Source organism: Vibrio sp. SCSIO 43086, assembly GCF_051132235.1.
Lineage (GTDB): Bacteria > Pseudomonadota > Gammaproteobacteria > Enterobacterales > Vibrionaceae > Vibrio > Vibrio diabolicus.
In genome coordinates this window covers 1,814,725-1,832,657 of sequence record NZ_CP072677.1, presented here as the reverse complement: position 1 = coordinate 1,832,657, position 17,933 = coordinate 1,814,725, and the positions used below count along the sequence as shown (strand labels likewise).

Below are 17,933 nucleotides of genomic sequence, written 5' to 3'. Positions count from 1 at the left end.
TGGTTTGGCTGCCGACAAAAAAGGAGAATAATATGACTCGGCAGTTTATGCTGACACCAACGTCAATGGCGGTTGTATTAGCGTTATCAACGCCAAATGTCTTGGCTCAGGAAGATGAAAATATAGTTGTGATTGGACAGCAGCAAGACAGTGCAGTTGGTCCTGATTTTAGTTATCTTGGAGCGAAGAGTCGGGCAGCGACGAAAACTGATATTGCCATCAATGAGACTCCAAGAGCGGTGTCTGTTGTTACGCGAGAACAAATGGATGATCGTGCCTCTATTAGCATTTCTGACGCACTACAGTACACACCAAGTATTCAAACTAATTATTTCGGCGAAGATAACAAGCAAGATTGGTTTATTATTCGTGGTTTTAAACAGGCGAACAGCGGGCTGTATCAAGATGGTACCCGTTTATATTCTTCTGGTTTTTATAGTTGGCAAATAGATCCGTTTGCTTTGGAAAGGGTTGAAGTTTTACGTGGTGCAGCGTCTGTTCTTTATGGGCAAAACCCTCCTGGTGGGGTCATCAATGTCGTCAGTAAGCGACCTCAATTTGATGGGGGCTCAGGGCTTGTATCTTTGGAGTACGGTTCTGAAGACCGTAAACAACTTTCTCTTGACGTAAACTCTGAGGTGAGTGAGCAGTTAGCTTTCCGCTTTCAAGGGTTAGCGAGAAAAAATGGGACGAGAATTAGTGGGGTAGAAGCAGAGCGCATTCTTCTCTCTCCATCAATGACGTACAAATTTAATGAGATGTCTGGAATTACCTTTCTAACGAGCTATCAAAAAGACGACTCAGATCCTTATCTGCAATTTTTGCCAGTTGAAGGAACGTTAACGCCAAACAAAAATGGAAAGATCAGTGATAGTTTAGCGATAGGTAACCCTAACTGGGAGACCTTTGAGCGTGAGCAGGTGTCTTTAGGCTATGAGTTTTCTCATGCGTTTAATGATACCACTTCATTTGTTCAAGCAGCTCGTTACAGCGAAATGGATGTTAAGCTAAGACAAATGTATTCGTACGTTTACTCGGCTGATGTGCCTGCGTTGGGGCCGGCTTTGGACCCATCAAATGAACGCAAAACCATACTTCGGGGCGCTTCAACAGAAGATGGGTCATCTGATGCTTTTAATATCGATAATCGTTTGATGCACCAAGTAAATTGGGGAAGCGTTGAGCATAACTTGATGTTGGGCATAGATTTTCAAATGATCAGTATCGATGGTAAAGATTTTGCCAATGACCCTATCGTTGCTGATGGTAATGCATTATTAAACACACCAATGGGAGCTTTGCCTGACCCTAGGTTTAATGTATTTAATCCTACTTATTCGGATAACATAATGTTACTCGATCCGAATACGCTACAACCATTGAGCGAAACCGATAAGCAAAGAACGAAAATCGATAATCGGCAGCTTGGCGTCTACTTTCAAGATCATATGCTGATCAACGATAAATGGACAATGTTATTGGGTGCTCGTTACGACGATACAAGTAACGAAGTACATAATGTTACCACGGGTGCTCGCACGAAAGTCGATAATGGAGAGTGGACGTTTAGCGTGGGAACGGCTTATATTTCTGATTCTGGCTTCACACCATACTTTAGTTACTCTCAGTACTTTGACCCAATAATTCAAGAAGATAGCAATGGTAAGCCAGCGAAACCGGAAAGCGGTGATCAAATTGAAATCGGTGTAAAATACCAACCGGATTCATTCGATGGCTATTTCAATATAGCAACGTATCGAGCAACAAAAGAAAACTTGGCTCGTATCTACTTGAGTGAATTGACGCAAATAGGAAAAATAGAAAATAACGGCGTTGAGTTTGAAGCTGTAGCCAATGTGACACCTTCTTTAACATTAATCGGAAACATAGCCTATGTTGACGCTGAGATAAAAGAAGACGTTAATAACGAATGGGTTGGCAAAACACCTTCCCAAGTGGCGAATACCGTATCATCAGCTTGGGCACATTATCGTTTCTTTGATGGACCTTTTGATGGCTTTGCGGTTGGCTTAGGTGCGCGCTATACAGGTGAGTCATACGGAGATAATGAAGAGAGACTAAAAGTACCAAGTTACTTTTTAATGGATGCGACGGTCAGCTATCGCATTGGAGATTACAAGCTACAAGTCGCAGCCAAAAATATCACTGATAAAGAGTACATAGCGACATGTGATGGTTTTTGTTGGTATGGTGATCGACAAAATGTTATTGCAAGTTTAACTTACGATTGGTGATTTAACGGATAAATAAACACCCCTAGTGTAGGGGTGTTTATTTAGAAATCGGCTTTGCGGACAAAATGTGGGTTTTTGTACTTTTTCTGCGGACCAAACGATGATACGACGAGCTTGTTCCATAACGTTTTGTCAAACACACCCTTTGGAATCGAAGGGTAGAGGGTTTCCTCTTCTTCTCTTGCAAAGTTCATGTACTGTTTCTTCTTAATTTGATTGTACTTTTTGGCGATCTGGTTATGTTTTCTTACCCACTCCAGTTTGTAATTGTGGAGCACTTTTTCACCTTCTTCCGCACTCATTCGAGATAGGAATAATCGCTTGTACGAGACCTTTCTGTCCAACATTGTGCGCATGACGGTTTGGATATATTTACCGTGGTGCGTGACAGTAATATCTTTTTCGTCAATAGGAGTGACGCACCAGCCTTTAGGTAAAAAGTCTGGCTTCTTAAACTGCTTATTACGCTCCATTAGCGCCTGATGTAAAATCAAATCAGAGGTACCGCGGAACGTTTTTTGCCATTTACCGATACGAATTTGAATCGAACCAGGCAAGCGATAGATGTTAGTAAACTTATCTTTGTCCATGGACTTGTGTCATGAGATTAATATGCATTATTAGAAAGTGAAAACAGTCTAGTGCAAAGGGCGCCAGACTGAAGTACCGTACGATTTTACAACGACCTTGCGTGATATAGCGAGGGGTTATGTCAATAATAGGTAAGAAATAGAAAATTAGTTCACATTATGAAGAAATTGGAAGCTAATCAGGCTAACTTTTGAAGTTGGGCCGATTATGCCCATGCCTACCAAATAAAAAGAAGGCATGGGTATAAACATCACACCGCTTCTTCGAGTTGCTTGGTTTCTTCTTCAATCTGCTGTAAATGTCGGTTTGCTTGCTGTAATTGATACATTTGGGCATAACGACCATTTTGTTTCAACAGTGTTTTGTGTGTGCCTTTCTCTACTAACTCCCCATGATGAAGAACAATGATTTGGTCCGCATCCAAAATAGTTGAAAGTCGATGAGCGATAACGACTAGTGTCATGTCTTGTCTGAGTACTGCCAAGCTCTTTTGTATTAAAGCTTCTGTTCCTGAGTCAATATTGGCCGTTGCTTCATCTAATATCAATATTTTAGGTTTTACCACAAGCACACGCGCTAACGCTAAGAGCTGTTTTTGTCCAGCAGATAGATTGGTTTCACCTTGACCTAACTGCGTGTCTAGCCCATTAGGATAACGGTGAATTTGCTCTGCCAAACCTACCTTGTCTAACGCATCCCATATTTGAGTATCGTCAACCGCTCGACCAAGAGAGATGTTTTCTCTGACTGAAGCAGGGAGAATGTGCGGATCTTGCTGAACCATTGCCACATCTTTGCGAAGGACGTCTTTCCCTAGTGTTTTAAGTGGACGGCCATCGATGAGCAGTTCACCACATTGCGTTGGATAAAAGCCCATTAACAGTGACGCTAATGTGCTTTTACCGCTTCCTGTATGCCCGACAAGCGCGATAAAGTCTTGGTGATTGGCCTTCAACGACATGTCTTTTAGGACGTCCTGTTTACCATCGTAGCTAAATGTGAGGTCTTTAAGTTCGATAGCACCTGACCTTAATGGCTGATGATCGTCCCCATAAGTTTGTTCTTTCGCATCAATCAATTCAAACACACGTTCGCTTGATACTAACGCTTGCTGAAGTAGAGCAAGCTGCTGAGTCATTTCAATTAATGGCTCAGTAACGCGTGCAAGATAACTGATAAACGCATACAGTACCCCCACACCAATCAACTCAATACCGTTAAAGCCAAAGATCGCAACCAAGCAAAGTAACGCGAGGCCAGCGAGCAAGTCCATCAATGGTCTTAGCAGATAGCCGTTTAGCCGAATCACTCGTTTAGATGCCACCAAATGCTCTGCGGTTAGCTCGTTGAACTGTTTATTAAAACGCTCTTCTTGTTGCATTAATTGAATGACACTCATCCCTTGAATGGATTCACTCAGATTCGCATTTATATCAGTCAATAGGTCACGCATCTTTCGGTAGCTTTCTGTACTTAGCTGCTTAAACAAGTACATAAAGCCGATGACGATCGGTAGCAATACAAGCACAACAAGTGTGAGTTTCCAGCTCATGAAAAACATAACGCCAAGCATCACCACAATCATGACCACGTTTTTCACCACGGTCGCGATCAAGAGCTCATAAAATTGCTGTAGAGATTCCGTATCGTTGGTGATTCGCGATACCAATTTCCCCGCAGGAGTGTAATCAAACGCAGATAACGGCTGCTTAATCACGCCAGAAAATACTTGCTTACGAATCGCTTTGATCGTGTTAGCCGCGACAATGCTAAATTGCAATGACTGAAAATACTGGAATGTTGCCGATACGATCTGAAGAGCGATATAACCTACTGCTAGCGAAATCAGAATATTTTGTGAATAGTCACCTTTAGCGATGTGCTCATCAATGAAATATTGAATTAACCAAGGGCCGCCGGCGCTGGCTAACGCTGCAATAAACAGCAAGGCGAGTCCTTTAATCATTGGCTTTGGTTGAGATAATGGGTAAGACATTAACCGTTTAAACGTACTGGTCTGCTTCATTCATTATTCCTCCATCGCCTGTTCTAGTTTTTGGTACTCGAACATTTCGGCGTACCAGCCTTTATGCGCTAATAAAGCGCTATGTTGGCCACGTTCAGTAATGTGTCCGTGATTCAATACAATGATCTCGTCTGCTGCTTCCAATGCGGTGAGGCGGTGCGCAATAACGATTAGGGCTTGATCACGGTAGTGCGTTTCCAAATTCTTAAGGATTTGATGTTCGGTCCGTCCATCAACAGCGGAAAGTGCATCGTCCAAAACCAACACTTGGGCATTCAACAGCATAGCGCGTGCTATCGCAATACGTTGTTTTTGCCCGCCGGAGAGTGTAATGCCTTTTTCACCGACTTCTGTTTGGTAGCCTTCAGGAAACTTCTCAATATCGTCATGTATACAGGCTAACTTTGCTGCTCTGTAGACTTCTTCCTTTCCCGCGTTAGGGTTGCCTAAGGCAATATTGTCAAAGATAGATTTTGAAAATAGAAACGGGCTTTGATTAACCACGGCAAAGCGGTTGCGCCACTGAGGAAGTAGGGCATCTTTAATCTCAACATCCCCGAATGTAATTGAACCGTTTGTTAGGTCGTGCTGACGCAAAAGCAGCGTTAGCAGGGTTGATTTTCCGCTTCCGACAGGGCCAGCTACTCCCAACATTTTACCGGGTTCAAGTTCGATTTTTATTTCGGCTAGAGCTGGTGGTAAATCACTGGACCAGTGGAAAGCATCGATATCAATTTTTAATGGCAGTGGTTTATCTTCTAATGGTTTATTTCCACTGACAATCTCTGGTGTTTCATCAAAGATCTCTTGTAGGCGATTCCATGCTGCGGAGCCTCGCTCTAAAATATTAAATAAGAAAGCGAAGGCCAGCATAGGCCATATCATTAACCCTAAATACATCGTAAAGGCTGTTAGATCACCAAGCGTGATCTCTCCCTTATCGACAAGGTAAGCACCAGCAGCGACACTGAGAAGGAAAGAGAGGCCGATGGTGAGTTGGATAGCTGGATCAAATCTCGCGTCGACTCTAGCGACGGCGATATTTTTCTGACCGGTATCATCGACTACATCGTCAAAGCGCTGTTGTTCTTGATTCTCTAACCCAAAAGCTCGCAACATTCGCACGCCGTTAAGTGACTCTTGCGTCATGTCTGACATGGTAGAAAAGGCTTCCTGAGCAATGCGGAAACGTTGATGCAGTATACGGACGATAAAAAAGATGATGATTGCAAGAAACGGCATTGGAAGAAGTGCCATAACGGTGAGCTTCCAGCTAACTTGCGTTACCATGATGATTAAAACTGCAATACCCGTGATCAAGGAATCGGCTGCCGTTAAAACCCCTTCGCCGGCTGTCATTACGATGTTACGTACATCATTAGTACCACGCGCCATCAGATCACCGGTCTTATAACGTTCGAAAAATCGGGGTGGTTGTGTCGATAAGTGCCTATAGAGACGATTACGTAGAATGGTTCCGAGTTCCCAGCTTGCGCCGAAAAGCCAAATTCGCCATAAGATACGGCATCCATAAATGGCAAAGATCAGTGCAGTGAGTCCCAAGAGCCACAGAATCAGCGTATTTGTATTTAACGTGTTATCTACGACCCCATCAACGATGATACCGACCGCTTTAGGAGGAACAAGTTGTAGAGTTGATATCACAGCGAAAAGCAAAATCGATCCGACATAATGCTTCCACTTTTGTTGGAAATACCAACGTAACTGCCAGAATATTCTCATCATGCCTCCCGCTTTAAATTATTGAATTTGTTATAGAACTATTATTGAGCGAAATGATGAGTTTACAAGCACAAATTATTGGCGGTCGGAAAAACGATAGATTGTTTCGATTACGGGCGCGTGCGGTCGCGAATTACTTGTTTTCTCGCTGCAAGCTAACTATGAAACAACATTATGTGAAATAGTTGTTAATAATGGATTTTGGGGCCAGTATTCTGCTAAAAGCGATGAAAGCACCAAAAGTGCAACTGTCACTTTCACTCACTAGGAGAACTAGCAGTCGTCAGTTTGTATTTTGTAGCTGACTTGGCCACCTGGAGTTTCTGGGTAGTAAACTTCGACATAACACATATGGTCTGGACCAACAGGTTTGTTTGCAAAGCCGATAAGGAAATAGGGTTCGTCCGGGCTGTCTACCCCGTACCAAGTATTGATAGTGAGTTGAGGGTCGAAACCTGCCAGCTCTTTTGCGGGAATGACATTCTTAATAAATCCAAAGTAACCAATTAGGTCGTTATTGCCGTCATTATCTAGATCAATGTTATATTGTTTGCCGCCATCTATCGTCTCTTGAGATTGAATAACGGCTTTAGTGTACACAAAGTTGTTTGCAGTCATGAGCGCTTCCCTCGCGCCATATAGTACTGCCACTCGGGCATCTTTTTGCAGACCAAGAAATTTAGGAAGGGCAATAACACTAACGACACCAAGGATAATGATGCACACAATGAGTTCAATGAGGGTAAATCCTTGAGAGCGATGCACTGCCTTTTCTCCATGAGTCATGAATAGTTTGGCCGCTATTTTGATATAAAAATGCGTAGGTCAAGTATTAAAAAAGGATGGGAAGGGGTGACCAAGCTTGCAGATCTTAAATATAAAACAAGTTGCTTATTTGTTGCATGCTGGTGGGAGGCGGCTATCGAATAAGGGGAGAGAGTTAAATTCGGGAGGATAAAATACCTCCCGAAATGAGCAATTAAGACTCATTTGCGACGGCTTGACCGCTACGCTTAAACACAAATCGCCAAATAAATAAGACAACGGCGATATAGGTTAGACCAACACCTAACGCTTGCCAGTGCATGCCGTTATACATTGCGATTGGCATAAGCGAGATGATGAAAATGTCCGTAATTGAGCCTGGAACATAAGCGATAGCATAGTCGTCTAACACTTTACTGCGCATTTTGGGGTCGACAATGCGTAATAACGCGATACCCATAGCGACTGTACCTGTTAACCATCCCCAAGAGAAAATGCCTTTCTCAAACCAGTCATCTCCCATGATGCGAGGTGCAACCCAAAAGATAAGCCATAGCGTGAACGCGATACCACCAATTGCGAGCACTACCATTGGCATTAAATACTGCGCTAGAACCGTGATCTTAATCGCTGAGATACCAAAGATGATCAGGTAATCCGTACTAATACCCGCTGCGTGTTTGAACGCGCCGTCACATAGGTAATGAGATGCCTTGGTTTGCTTAGCGATGATTCGAACTAACATACCGCCCAGAAAGCCAGTAACGAAAGTCGGAATTTGTACCTTATCGTGGAAAGAAGATAAGTAGTTGGCTGCTACATAAGAGAAAGCGGTTACCACTACAACCAGCGCCGCGTGAATCGCGAAAGAATCGACTGACAATGATGACATCGTATCTTTCATCACAGGTTCTTGATCGTCAGGTTTCACTAAGCCTTTGCGTTCGTGTTCGTCCATGCTGTCGAATGTCGTAAAGCTACGAATCCAGCCCATTTTCAACGCAAACTGAAGCATTAACATGCCCACCGAGATTGAAATAAAGATCCCAACCGTGGCGAACGTTAAACCAAGTGTAAAACCATCTTCCCAACCAAGTCCCGTGAAGATTTCACCGACTACAGATGCTGAACCATGTCCGCCCATGAATCCCGCGGACATGGTTACGCCAAATCCAGGATTAATGTCAGGCCAAAAGAAGGTGGTAAGTACTAAACCAAACATTGCTGCAAACAGCCATTGCGACACGGATGCAATTTGGTTAAACGCCCACAATGAGCCTGCTCGTTGAGCAACCACTTTTGGTGACGGGACATCTGTTGCTAAACCCAACGCAGAAAAAAGTGCAGCAGTTAAGAGGCTTGCGTTTGCGGTAAAGGTATCTGTCCAAGGTAATACGTTAAGCAGAGCTGGGCCAAAAATAAGACCAAATAACCCAGCCAATACAGCAGATGGAATGTACATGCGTTGTAGTAAAGGCATATGTACACGAATTACTTTTGCTGCAATTAATAGTAAGCCAGCGATGGCTAAGTCAGTCAGCATTAGACCTTTTGGCATTTCTTGTCCTCCAGTAAATGCGTTCAAGGGGCTCATCCTTTTAACCAGCCTTGATGTAATAAATAACTTCCAGCACAAAACCACGAAAATAGTCACTCATGTGACATCGCGTCATGGTTGTTCTAGTCAGCACTCTATTGCGCTGTCGAATTTGTATTAACGGATCTGTTGATCCTTAAATCTATAAAGTGAGTGCAATTGTTGTGAGTGCTCACGAAGTGTTGAGAAATTTGAATAAATTCCTCGATCAAGTTTCTGATAGTTCACTCAGGAAGGGCGTGTATCCTAGTCAGTTTGTCAGCGCAATGCAATTGAGCGTCATCAATATTTAGTGCCTTAAAACTGGGCACTTGTAATTAAATAATTGATAAATAAAAATATTGAACAAGAAAAATAATTTGTCGATATGATAACTTTTTGTGATTTGAAGGGGGATTTTGCCACTTTAAGGAGGGATTTTTTGGAGGAATCGAGAAAGTAGTAATATCAGTAAGAGCTAAAGTAGAGTGATTCGCGCAAATATCATGCGTTATAGGGGGGCCGGAATTTCGCCCCCCAGAGCTACAAAGTGCTTGTTTAAATTCGGTTGTCACCAGTACTAAACGCGATAATTTGACTGATTTCGGTCAAGCTTCTTCCACTTTCTTGCTGCCACTGAATAAAGGCTTTATTAGCAGAGTCCAAGGACTTTTTCGTGTCTTTGCCACCTTCAATGATCTTGCAATTGTGCAGGTAAGCCTCTACGTCGCTAGACAAGATAAAGGTATCAACGCCCATTTGGCGTAAAGTGTAAGGGCCTGTATTTCCACCCAGACGACTACCATGCTTCTTCAAGTAGCCCCATAGATCCGTGATCTTTTCCCGAGGCCATTCAGCAATCATGTTACTGAACGAGCCATATTCGATTCTTGCTTCATGGATCATGCGAGCGTTGGCCGGAATCGACATGACTTTTGTGAGGTGGCGAATAATGCGTTTGTCCGTTGCTTTGGTTTCCCATTGTTCGTCAGACAGCATCAATAGCGGCTCAATCTTAAATCCGAAGAACACTTCTTCGAAGTTCGGCCACTTGTTGCGAACCACGCTCCACGAAATCCCACTTTGGAACACCTTCATCGAAAAAGCGGCGAGCCAACGGTCATCGGGAATCGCTGCTAATTCCTCTTTACTTAATGGGTGAGACAATAGCGCTTCAAGCTGATCTTCTCCGCCTTTTCGCTCAGCAGCACGTTGATAAATCGCGTCAAATTTTTCGATATTCATAAAAGAAGTTAGTCCTAGTTTATGTCGATATTTGCGAAACATACTACGCTTAAGTGGCTGAATCGTAAATTGATGGAGTGTCACAAATGAAGAAGGTCACACTAACGTTTGTCGGGGAAGGTTCGGAGCGTATCGCGGATAAATTTTATACTTGGCTGGCTGATGGCGGATTAGAAGACAGCTTAATTGAGACTCTATCGGACAGAGAAGTGTCGGTGGTCGGTATTAGCGATATGGATAACGAAACGCGCGATGTAGTAATTACGACAGAAATGAATTAGCGCGTTGTACACGACCAAAACCAAAAGAATGCGATACAACAAAGCCCTTCGTCGGAAGGGCTTTGTACGTCTAACTCGTCTTCTTGTGTAGAGTGGGTTTAATGATGAACCAGCGTTAAACCGCTTGGTAGAGCATCACCGAAGACGCGTTTTGATTCGCTTTCTGAAAGCTCTTTCACTTCTTTAACTAGTGATACCCAAGATTCGGGCACTTTACTTTGTTTCAGCTTCGTTAGAACTTGCTCTCGGTAATCGTCAGAAATATCAAACAGGCGGTCACCCGTCTTACGACAAATCATTACGGCTGCGAACGCGATCATTGGCTCTTTCTGCCAGTTCTGCTCTAACAGCTTAGGCAACCACTGTTCTGCTTGTTCACGAGGAATGACGTTGTGCTGGCTGCCATAAAGTGGTGTGCGAGAAGCCAAACGTCCCATCGCCCACCAGTGCGCTTGTTCAAACTGGTTTTGGTTGATCGCTTTACTCAAGAACCACGTTGCCAATAGAACTTTATCTTCCACTTCTAGATGCTCTAGAGAGGCTGAAAGACGCACCATGGATTCGTAACCCATGTCTTGTGCCGCTTTGGCGGATTGTGGGTTTTTCATCGCGCCGGGATGCAGATATTTTGCGATGTCTGCCAAAATGGTTTCTTGTTGTTCTTGGCTTAGACCGCCCGCGATACGTCGCCAGAATACCCACCAGTCTGTCCAGCCTTGATGGTTTTTGAACTGAATATTTTGTTGATACAGTCCCCAAACTTGCTCAATACGCCAAGAGTCTGTTGGATCGCCAAAGCCCGGACGCAGTGCAAAGCCCGCCAAACGAAGCCAGTTTTTCTCGTGCTGTTCAGAACGACGGCGACGTTTACGACCTTGTGCAAAGGTATCAAACAGTTGACGTAGGGTAGTGAAATCCCACTCGTCACGTTTGCCGAGCTTCTTCTCAAGATCTTTGGCTAAGGTTTTGATCTCTTTGCCTTCTGCGCTTTTTTTGTTACCGCTGTATAGGCGAGCGATCAGCTCCTTACATTCGTTCAGTTTAGGGTGAAGCTTAACTTGTTCACTGTCGTCGGTTTGCTTGTTACGGACTTCGAATTCCAGCTCCCAACGTTTGTTGTCGTCTTCTGCACTGACACACTCCATCTTAAGAGTGCCAACTTCTGTTAGTTGACAAGCCAATTGCACTTCGACACGTTCTTTCTGGTTAGCTTGTAACTCTGCGCCTTCACCTTCAAGTGTCGTGATGTAAGGCGGTAGCGGAGCAAACAAGTCTGGGTCAACATCAACCATCACGCCATTTTGAATGGCGGTGTTATTGGTTAAGGTATCGTGGGTAGAAGTCAGCAGGTTAAAGCGGACTGGCTCTCCAAGAGTGAGCGAGAAACGACGACCGCTTAAACGGATCTCATGGCCTTCTTCTGTTCCTTTTGCAAGTAAACAGAGGGCTTTACCCATTTTGTTTTTTTCTTGAAGATGCAAGAAGTAAGAACGCGCTGCACCACCACCAATTTTCAGTTGTGCGCCACGACGCGCTTTACCAAATGCTACAGCACCTAATGCAACAGACCAATCTGGATGTGGGTTATCTAATACCGTAACTGGTGCGCCGCGCCAGTCAGAAAGTAGGGCGGTGACACGTTCAGTCACCAGATCACTGTTAAACACGCCTCCGTTCAACAACACGCCAACTGGAATCGCGTTTTGTTTATCGTCTTCAATGCCAAGAGCGGCACGAGCGACTTGCTGGTGCTGAGTTAAGAACTCGGCAACGTGCTTGCTCACCGCTGGGTCAGCAACGTATGGAAGGCCAAACTCGACAACCGCGCTACGACGTTTGTCTGGTACGTCACTGAAATCAGAAAGCGGGAAGAAGCCATCTAATGCGATTTGGTGCACTTCTTGTTTGCTTAGAGCAATACTCTTTGTGCCCCCAAGTAGCTTAGAGCCGCTACCTAACATGGTGATCTTCACTTCGTCAGGTGCGCTCGCTGAAAGCAGGTTTTCTTTCGCCTTGCGAGTTTGCTGAATCAGTTTAGTCAGGCTTGCTGCAGTGAGCTTCTTACTTTGATTGAAGCGGCTTTCCGCAAGGTGTGCTAATGCTAAGTCGAGGTTATCACCACCCAGCATTAAGTGTTCGCCAACGCCAATACGATCAAGGGCTAGCTCATCTTGAGAAGAGAAACTTGCTTCAATCAAGCTTAAGTCGGTGGTACCACCGCCCACATCGCACACCAGAATCAGCGGTAACTCTTTGAGCTCATCAGCTGCGGTTTTCTGATGGCGTGCGTACCAGTCGTAACATACGGCTTGTGGCTCTTCGAGCAGGACGATTTTCTTTAAACCTGCCAACTCTGCGGCTTCAAGCGTGAGCTTACGAGCGGTTTCATCGAACGACGCTGGAACGGTCACAACCACATCTTGGTCTTCTAGCTTGTTACTAGGATGTCGGTAGTTCCATGCTTGGCGAATGTGGTTAAGGTAGCTTGCGCTGGCAATGACGGGCGAGACTTTATCTACGTCTTGCGCGCCAGCCCAAGGGAGAATGTCTGAGCTACGATCTACCGCTTGGTGCGATAGCCAGCTTTTTGCACTGGATACCTGACGTCCTTCCACCTTCGCGCCTAATTCGCGAGCCCATTCACCAACGATGACATTGTTAATGTCGCCAGCAACAGGTTCGTTGTCCCAAGGAAGAGTGAGGTCAGAATGGGAGATTTGACCTACAGCTGGATGATAGCGGAAAGAGGGCAGAAGTGGTTTACGAACGACTTCGCCCGGACCAATCAGTTGGTCGATGTCAAATAGGGATACTTCGGATTGTTCAAGGTTGTCGGTGATTTCACAGTAGGCCACCACAGTGTTTGTGGTGCCGAGGTCAATACCAACAAGGAAACGAGGAGATGCCATACAAAACCAAACCTTCGTGTATTTAAAAACGGCACCCGATTGGATGCCGTTTGACTTCTAATTATTGTTCTTCGTTTGAGTCACTTTTCGCGTCTTCGCGCACATCGAACTCAACATGCCATTTTTGCCCGTTATCAGCGGCAATGGCTTCTAAGTAAAGCGTACCAAGCTCTGTTACGCGAGAAGCTAGGGTAACTGGAACCACTTCACCTTCACGACGACCTTCAGATACAGGCAGCGTTACTTGGATTTCTGGTAGCTCTTCAAGCTCTTCTGGTGCCCAGTAGTCAAGGTGAGTACCTGCTAGGTCGTCACGACGAACGGTTGAGCCGAAGAATTGGAAGTTAACTGGCTGGCCGATGATCAAACCAAACTCTTGACTTGGTACGTCAACGCTTGAGCCTTCTTCCATACCAAATGGTGCTACACACAGTGCTTCCATTGGAGGCGCCATGCCCGGAATCGCAGGCATCGCACTTTCGATACCCACGTAGTACGCCGAAGCAATACCGCCGCGGATACGAACGCCTTGACCACGACGCACAGAGCCGTAGTAAGCCGCACCGCTAGCAACTGCAAGGTCTAGATCCACACCTGTTAGGCGTTTCGCCATTTCTGCGTCTGCTTCAATTAGCCATTCGTTGATCGTGTCTTCTAGACGAGTGGCTAGAAGTTTTGATTTCAGCACACCACCGTTGAATAGGATTGCCGTTGGTTTGATGAAGTCAGCCGATTGCGCTGCATCCGCCCCTGGCATACCTGGCATGTTTGCAAATGGGTTGAAATCTTGAGCTTGCGCTGATTCAACACCGCTTTGCGCGTGTGCTTGCTTAGACAAGAATGCTGCAATGTGGCGAGTAATACCCGCATCTTGTGCGTAAGGCAGGCCCATTTGCGTTAGTGCACCACGGTTACGTTGAACAGGGTGGTCCGTAATCGCAACTTGAGGGAAGAAGCCGTCAACCAATGTTTGTTGTACTTCTTCTTGAGTTAGTTCTGTTTTCAGTGTTGCGCCAAGCAGTTTAGAACCGCGGCTTGGTACTACGATTGGCACTGACTGAAGTTCGCTGTCGTTCAAGAGCGCTTCTTTCGCATCGCGACATGCGTGCGTCATCGCCTGAACTTGCCATGGCTGTAGCTCTTTGCCTTCTTGCGCTAGCTTCATCTTCAAGCGGTACGCAAGTGCAAGGTCCATGTTGTCACCGCCAAGTAGGATGTGTTCACCTACCGCGATGCGGTTCAAAGTTAGGTTGCCGTCGTCTTCAGTTACTTCAACCAAAGAAAGGTCAGTTGTACCACCACCGATATCGACCACAAGCACGATGTCGCCAACTTCAACTTCGTCGCGCCATTTGTCGTTGCTGTTATCAATCCAGTTGTAAAGTGCAGCTTGTGGCTCTTCTAGAAGCGTTAGGTGCACAAAACCAACGTTGCGTGCTGCTTCTGCAGTTAGATCACGAGCAGCAGGATCGAAAGAAGCCGGAACCGTAATGGTAACGTCTTGATCGGCAAGATTGTGATTTGGGTTTGCGTGATTCCAAGCATCTTTTAAGTGCTCAAGGTATAGCTCGGTTGCGCGAAGAGGGGATACTTTTTCCACTTCTTCTGGGCTACCCGCTGGTAGGAATGCGTCACGACGGTTTACACCACCGTGGCAAAGCCAAGATTTCGCACTTGCAACAAGACGAATTGGTGTTTTTGAACCTAGGTTACGCGCGATAGCACCAACCAGAGCTTTTGGCTCGCTCGACCACGGAAGAACGCGTGATTGCGGGTTCATTTCGTGTTCGTGTGGTTGGTATAGGAAAGAGCCTAATTGGCTACGAGTCTCTACCGTGCCTGGTGCAGTCAGCTGCGGGATAGGCATCACTTCTACGTGAGCGTCTTCGTCGTGTGTATCAACAAAAGACATGACACAGTGTGTTGTACCTAAGTCGATACCGACGCTGAATTTAGGCGTCTGTTGTTCTTGAGCAAACGCTTGGTTATTCGTTTCTTGAGAATGATTTTCTTGGTTCATGTGTTCCATTACAGCTCAACCTCGGCTGGAGCAATCACAGATGCATCGTAGTTTTCAGCCAGCTTAGGAAGGTTCATCGATGTTGCCTTCCAGCCTTTGTGCACTAACGTGCCTTGGAATGGCGCGCTGCCTGTCACGTTGCCAGTAAGGCGGATTTCTTGTGGGTTGAAGCCTTCTTCAACCGTAATACGAGTTTCTTCATCTTCGTTGCGAACGTGCGCAAGTGTTACGTAATCGTTCAATACTTTCTGGCCACCAGTATGAATTACGCGAGCTGCTGCGCCGACTTCTTCATCAGAGAATGACGTTAGGTCTTCTTGTAGGAAGTCGATCAGACGAGCTTCTTGCTGCATGATAGAAAGCAGCTGCATTGCAGAGTCCGTTGATGCTGTTGCAAGTTTCGATTCAACTTCAACCACTTTTTCAACGACTTTCTCAACTTCAACGACTTTTTCTACTTCGACGATCTTCTCAACTGGCTTCTCAACTTCGACGATTTTCTCGACCGGTTTTTCTACGACTTTCTCAACCACTTTTGATTTGCGAGAGACCGCGACTAAAAGAAGCAAAACGCTCGATGCGGTTAGGCCAGCGTGAAGCATATCGAACGTTTGAGGAATTAGGTTCAAATCAATGTTCATGACGTTTTTTCTCTTTCTATTGATTATTGGTGCTCAGTATTGGCTCATATGTGTTCACTAAAACGATCGTCTTTGCGATCTTGCACCAAGTTTAGACATTAAAATGATGACGGATGGTAGCATATTCAAGGCTTAAGGCTGTAATAATTCGTGACTATACCGTACGAACAGCGTGAAAAATCGACGATCGGACTGCCCAGCATAGGTTGTTGCTTGATGTTTGTGCGTTGCTAACGCAGTATTTCAATAGATCCCGAAGTTTAACTTACGGAAGTATCAAAATTACGATATGACACAAAGCACCGCTCACAAGAGCGTTATCAAACGACATTCAGATTCTATTCTAGCTTTTGCAGCGACGTTGTGTGTCACTGCTGGTGTGGTCGGTGCTGCTTATACGATGCAGCAACGGTATACGCAGACGACGTTTGATACTTTAGCTGACCGACAAGCAGAATCACTGAAAGCAAACGTCGAAAATGATTTAAAGTTCATTGGTGCAGGTGCAAACTTTTTTCATTCGATTGAACGCACCTATTGGTCTTCGTTCCCAATGTATGCGGAACAAGTAATCAATAGCTCGCGAAGTCTAATTGGACTTCAATGGATGCAAAAGGTCGAATTCGACGACCTTGATGAGCATATTTTAAAGACCCGTCAAACATTTCCTGATTTCCAACCGTTTACCGTTCCTAAAGATGGCCCTAAAACCTACGGATACATTTTTGAACACAAAGAGCCAATTTTTATCGCATCGGATATTTATCCAAGAACACCAGAAAACCTTTCTCTATTAGGTTTCTATTTTTCACGTAAACGCTTCGATCTCATCTTGGATGATATATCCACAAATGGGCGAGCGAATGTCTCGGATAAAGTTCGCTTACTGCAAGATGGGTATGACAAGTCCATCCCTAAAACTGGGCTGCTAGTGTTCCATCCAGTGTTTGACTTCGAGGATAAACATTTATTAGGTGTAGTGACAGGGGTGATTCGAAGTACGGTTTACTTTGAGGATTTGATCACGAAAACCGCGACCGAGCTAGATATGTCGGTGCGCGTAGAAGATTTAGGCTTTGACGCAGCAGATGACCCCGTTCTCTTCCAAAGTTCAAACTGGGATAACATTCGAGGAACGGTTATAAGCCGTACCATTCAGCTGCCCAATCGTGAGTGGCGGATTGATTTTAAACTTTCTGATGCCGTCTCTGCTTGGGAGCGTTCTATTTTAGCGGGCACGACATTAGCCGGGTTGGTAATCGCCTTTTTGATTAGTTGGATTGTGAATTTACAGTCACGAGAAAAAGAGCGCTTGGCGGTCATGTTAGAGCTTAAAACCGTCGAATTGAAAAGGATGGCTGAGCGTGACCCTCTAACTCAGTTACTCAATCGCCGAGCGTTTAACGATCATTTGCTTAGCCAGATAAACAAAGGTGTTAGCTTCGCATTGGTTGGTTTTGATATCGACCACTTCAAAATTATCAATGACAAGCACGGTCATTTAGGGGGAGATGAAGCATTGCAGCATGTGACTAAGCTAGTCAGTGCGAATCTAAAGCCTGGAGACCGATTTTATCGTGCTGGTGGTGATGAGTTCTGTATTATTTCTAAAGTCATTGATAAAGAAGCACTGGAAGCTTATCTGGAAAAGTTGCGGAGCATCGTGGCAAGTACGGCTTTTGACTATGGCGATGCTTCAATCATTTGCACGTTAAGTATCGGCGCGGCTGTCCATAAAGATGAAGATCCTGAAAGCCTGTATCACAAAATGGATAATCAACTTTATTTGAGTAAAAAAAACGGTCGTAATAATGTGTCGATTGGCGATTAAATGGGCGCGCAAATTCGAGTTTTCCACCGTGTTACGGTAGAATCGCACGC

The 17,933-nt window shown here is 45.0% G+C and carries 12 protein-coding genes; 3 read left to right on the top strand and 9 right to left on the bottom strand.

Translation table 11 applies throughout. The features are described 5' to 3' along the window. Positions 1-32 precede the first annotated feature (32 nt). Positions 33-2,255, top strand: a complete 2,223-nt coding sequence (locus J8Z23_RS08405) for a TonB-dependent siderophore receptor (protein ID WP_301659386.1) — start codon at positions 33-35, stop codon at positions 2,253-2,255. 41 nt (positions 2,256-2,296) lie between these two features. Here the strand turns inward: J8Z23_RS08405 and J8Z23_RS08400 are convergent, their stop codons facing one another. The 6 genes from J8Z23_RS08400 to J8Z23_RS08375 form a co-directional block, all read right to left on the bottom strand. Further along, the gene (locus J8Z23_RS08400; protein WP_301659385.1) at positions 2,297-2,845 is read right to left on the bottom strand and encodes a hypothetical protein; all 549 of its coding nucleotides are present in this window, start codon (positions 2,843-2,845) and stop codon (positions 2,297-2,299) included. 251 nt (positions 2,846-3,096) lie between these two features. Then, positions 3,097-4,872: an ABC transporter transmembrane domain-containing protein gene (locus tag J8Z23_RS08395; protein ID WP_301659384.1), complete on the bottom strand. Its 1,776-nt coding sequence runs from the start codon at positions 4,870-4,872 to the stop codon at positions 3,097-3,099. A gap of 3 nt (positions 4,873-4,875) precedes the next feature. Then, on the bottom strand, positions 4,876-6,615 hold the full coding sequence (locus J8Z23_RS08390) for an ABC transporter transmembrane domain-containing protein (protein ID WP_301659410.1): 1,740 nt from the start codon (positions 6,613-6,615) through the stop codon (positions 4,876-4,878). A gap of 273 nt (positions 6,616-6,888) precedes the next feature. Next, positions 6,889-7,401: a prepilin-type N-terminal cleavage/methylation domain-containing protein gene (locus J8Z23_RS08385; protein ID WP_054867094.1), complete on the bottom strand. Its 513-nt coding sequence runs from the start codon at positions 7,399-7,401 to the stop codon at positions 6,889-6,891. A 193-nt stretch (positions 7,402-7,594) separates the two neighbouring features. Continuing rightward, the gene (locus tag J8Z23_RS08380) at positions 7,595-8,938 is read right to left on the bottom strand and encodes a sodium/glutamate symporter (protein WP_041852964.1); all 1,344 of its coding nucleotides are present in this window, start codon (positions 8,936-8,938) and stop codon (positions 7,595-7,597) included. A 576-nt stretch (positions 8,939-9,514) separates the two neighbouring features. Beyond that, positions 9,515-10,201, bottom strand: coding sequence for a DNA-3-methyladenine glycosylase I (locus J8Z23_RS08375; RefSeq protein WP_301659383.1), 687 nt, complete (start codon positions 10,199-10,201; stop codon positions 9,515-9,517). A gap of 86 nt (positions 10,202-10,287) precedes the next feature. Between J8Z23_RS08375 and J8Z23_RS08370 the strand changes: the two genes are divergently transcribed. After that, on the top strand, positions 10,288-10,482 hold the full coding sequence (locus J8Z23_RS08370) for a hypothetical protein (RefSeq protein WP_005394200.1): 195 nt from the start codon (positions 10,288-10,290) through the stop codon (positions 10,480-10,482). 98 nt (positions 10,483-10,580) lie between these two features. On the opposite strand, the gene J8Z23_RS08365 is transcribed toward J8Z23_RS08370, so the two are convergent. The 3 genes from J8Z23_RS08365 to J8Z23_RS08355 all read right to left on the bottom strand — a co-directional run bounded on the left by J8Z23_RS08365 (position 10,581) and on the right by J8Z23_RS08355 (position 16,052). Next, complete coding sequence (locus J8Z23_RS08365) at positions 10,581-13,391, bottom strand: Hsp70 family protein (RefSeq protein ID WP_301659382.1); 2,811 nt, start codon at positions 13,389-13,391, stop codon at positions 10,581-10,583. A gap of 61 nt (positions 13,392-13,452) precedes the next feature. Next, entirely contained in the window at positions 13,453-15,420 is a 1,968-nt protein-coding gene (locus tag J8Z23_RS08360; protein WP_434632939.1) for an Hsp70 family protein, read from the bottom strand. Beyond that, the gene (locus J8Z23_RS08355; RefSeq protein WP_005394205.1) at positions 15,420-16,052 is read right to left on the bottom strand and encodes a DUF2760 domain-containing protein; all 633 of its coding nucleotides are present in this window, start codon (positions 16,050-16,052) and stop codon (positions 15,420-15,422) included. Before J8Z23_RS08355 ends, J8Z23_RS08360 begins: the two co-directional genes overlap by 1 nt. Before the next feature lie 289 nt (positions 16,053-16,341). On the opposite strand from J8Z23_RS08355, the gene J8Z23_RS08350 reads away from it, so the two are divergent. Then, positions 16,342-17,883, top strand: coding sequence for a sensor domain-containing diguanylate cyclase (locus J8Z23_RS08350; protein ID WP_301659380.1), 1,542 nt, complete (start codon positions 16,342-16,344; stop codon positions 17,881-17,883). The last annotated feature ends 50 nt before the right edge of the window (positions 17,884-17,933 follow it).

What these genes read in the sequence shown, in the direction of transcription:
- J8Z23_RS08405 (WP_301659386.1), top strand. Translation starts at nt 33, where the DNA reads ATGACTCGGCAGTTTATGCTGACACCAACGTCAATGGCGGTTGTATTA.
- J8Z23_RS08400 (WP_301659385.1), bottom strand. Translation starts at nt 2,845, where the DNA reads ATGGACAAAGATAAGTTTACTAACATCTATCGCTTGCCTGGTTCGATT.
- J8Z23_RS08395 (WP_301659384.1), bottom strand. Translation starts at nt 4,872, where the DNA reads ATGAAGCAGACCAGTACGTTTAAACGGTTAATGTCTTACCCATTATCT.
- J8Z23_RS08390 (WP_301659410.1), bottom strand. Translation starts at nt 6,615, where the DNA reads ATGAGAATATTCTGGCAGTTACGTTGGTATTTCCAACAAAAGTGGAAG.
- J8Z23_RS08385 (WP_054867094.1), bottom strand. Translation starts at nt 7,401, where the DNA reads ATGACTCATGGAGAAAAGGCAGTGCATCGCTCTCAAGGATTTACCCTC.
- J8Z23_RS08380 (WP_041852964.1), bottom strand. Translation starts at nt 8,938, where the DNA reads ATGCCAAAAGGTCTAATGCTGACTGACTTAGCCATCGCTGGCTTACTA.
- J8Z23_RS08375 (WP_301659383.1), bottom strand. Translation starts at nt 10,201, where the DNA reads ATGAATATCGAAAAATTTGACGCGATTTATCAACGTGCTGCTGAGCGA.
- J8Z23_RS08370 (WP_005394200.1), top strand. Translation starts at nt 10,288, where the DNA reads ATGAAGAAGGTCACACTAACGTTTGTCGGGGAAGGTTCGGAGCGTATC.
- J8Z23_RS08365 (WP_301659382.1), bottom strand. Translation starts at nt 13,391, where the DNA reads ATGGCATCTCCTCGTTTCCTTGTTGGTATTGACCTCGGCACCACAAAC.
- J8Z23_RS08360 (WP_434632939.1), bottom strand. Translation starts at nt 15,420, where the DNA reads ATGGAACACATGAACCAAGAAAATCATTCTCAAGAAACGAATAACCAA.
- J8Z23_RS08355 (WP_005394205.1), bottom strand. Translation starts at nt 16,052, where the DNA reads ATGAACATTGATTTGAACCTAATTCCTCAAACGTTCGATATGCTTCAC.
- J8Z23_RS08350 (WP_301659380.1), top strand. Translation starts at nt 16,342, where the DNA reads ATGACACAAAGCACCGCTCACAAGAGCGTTATCAAACGACATTCAGAT.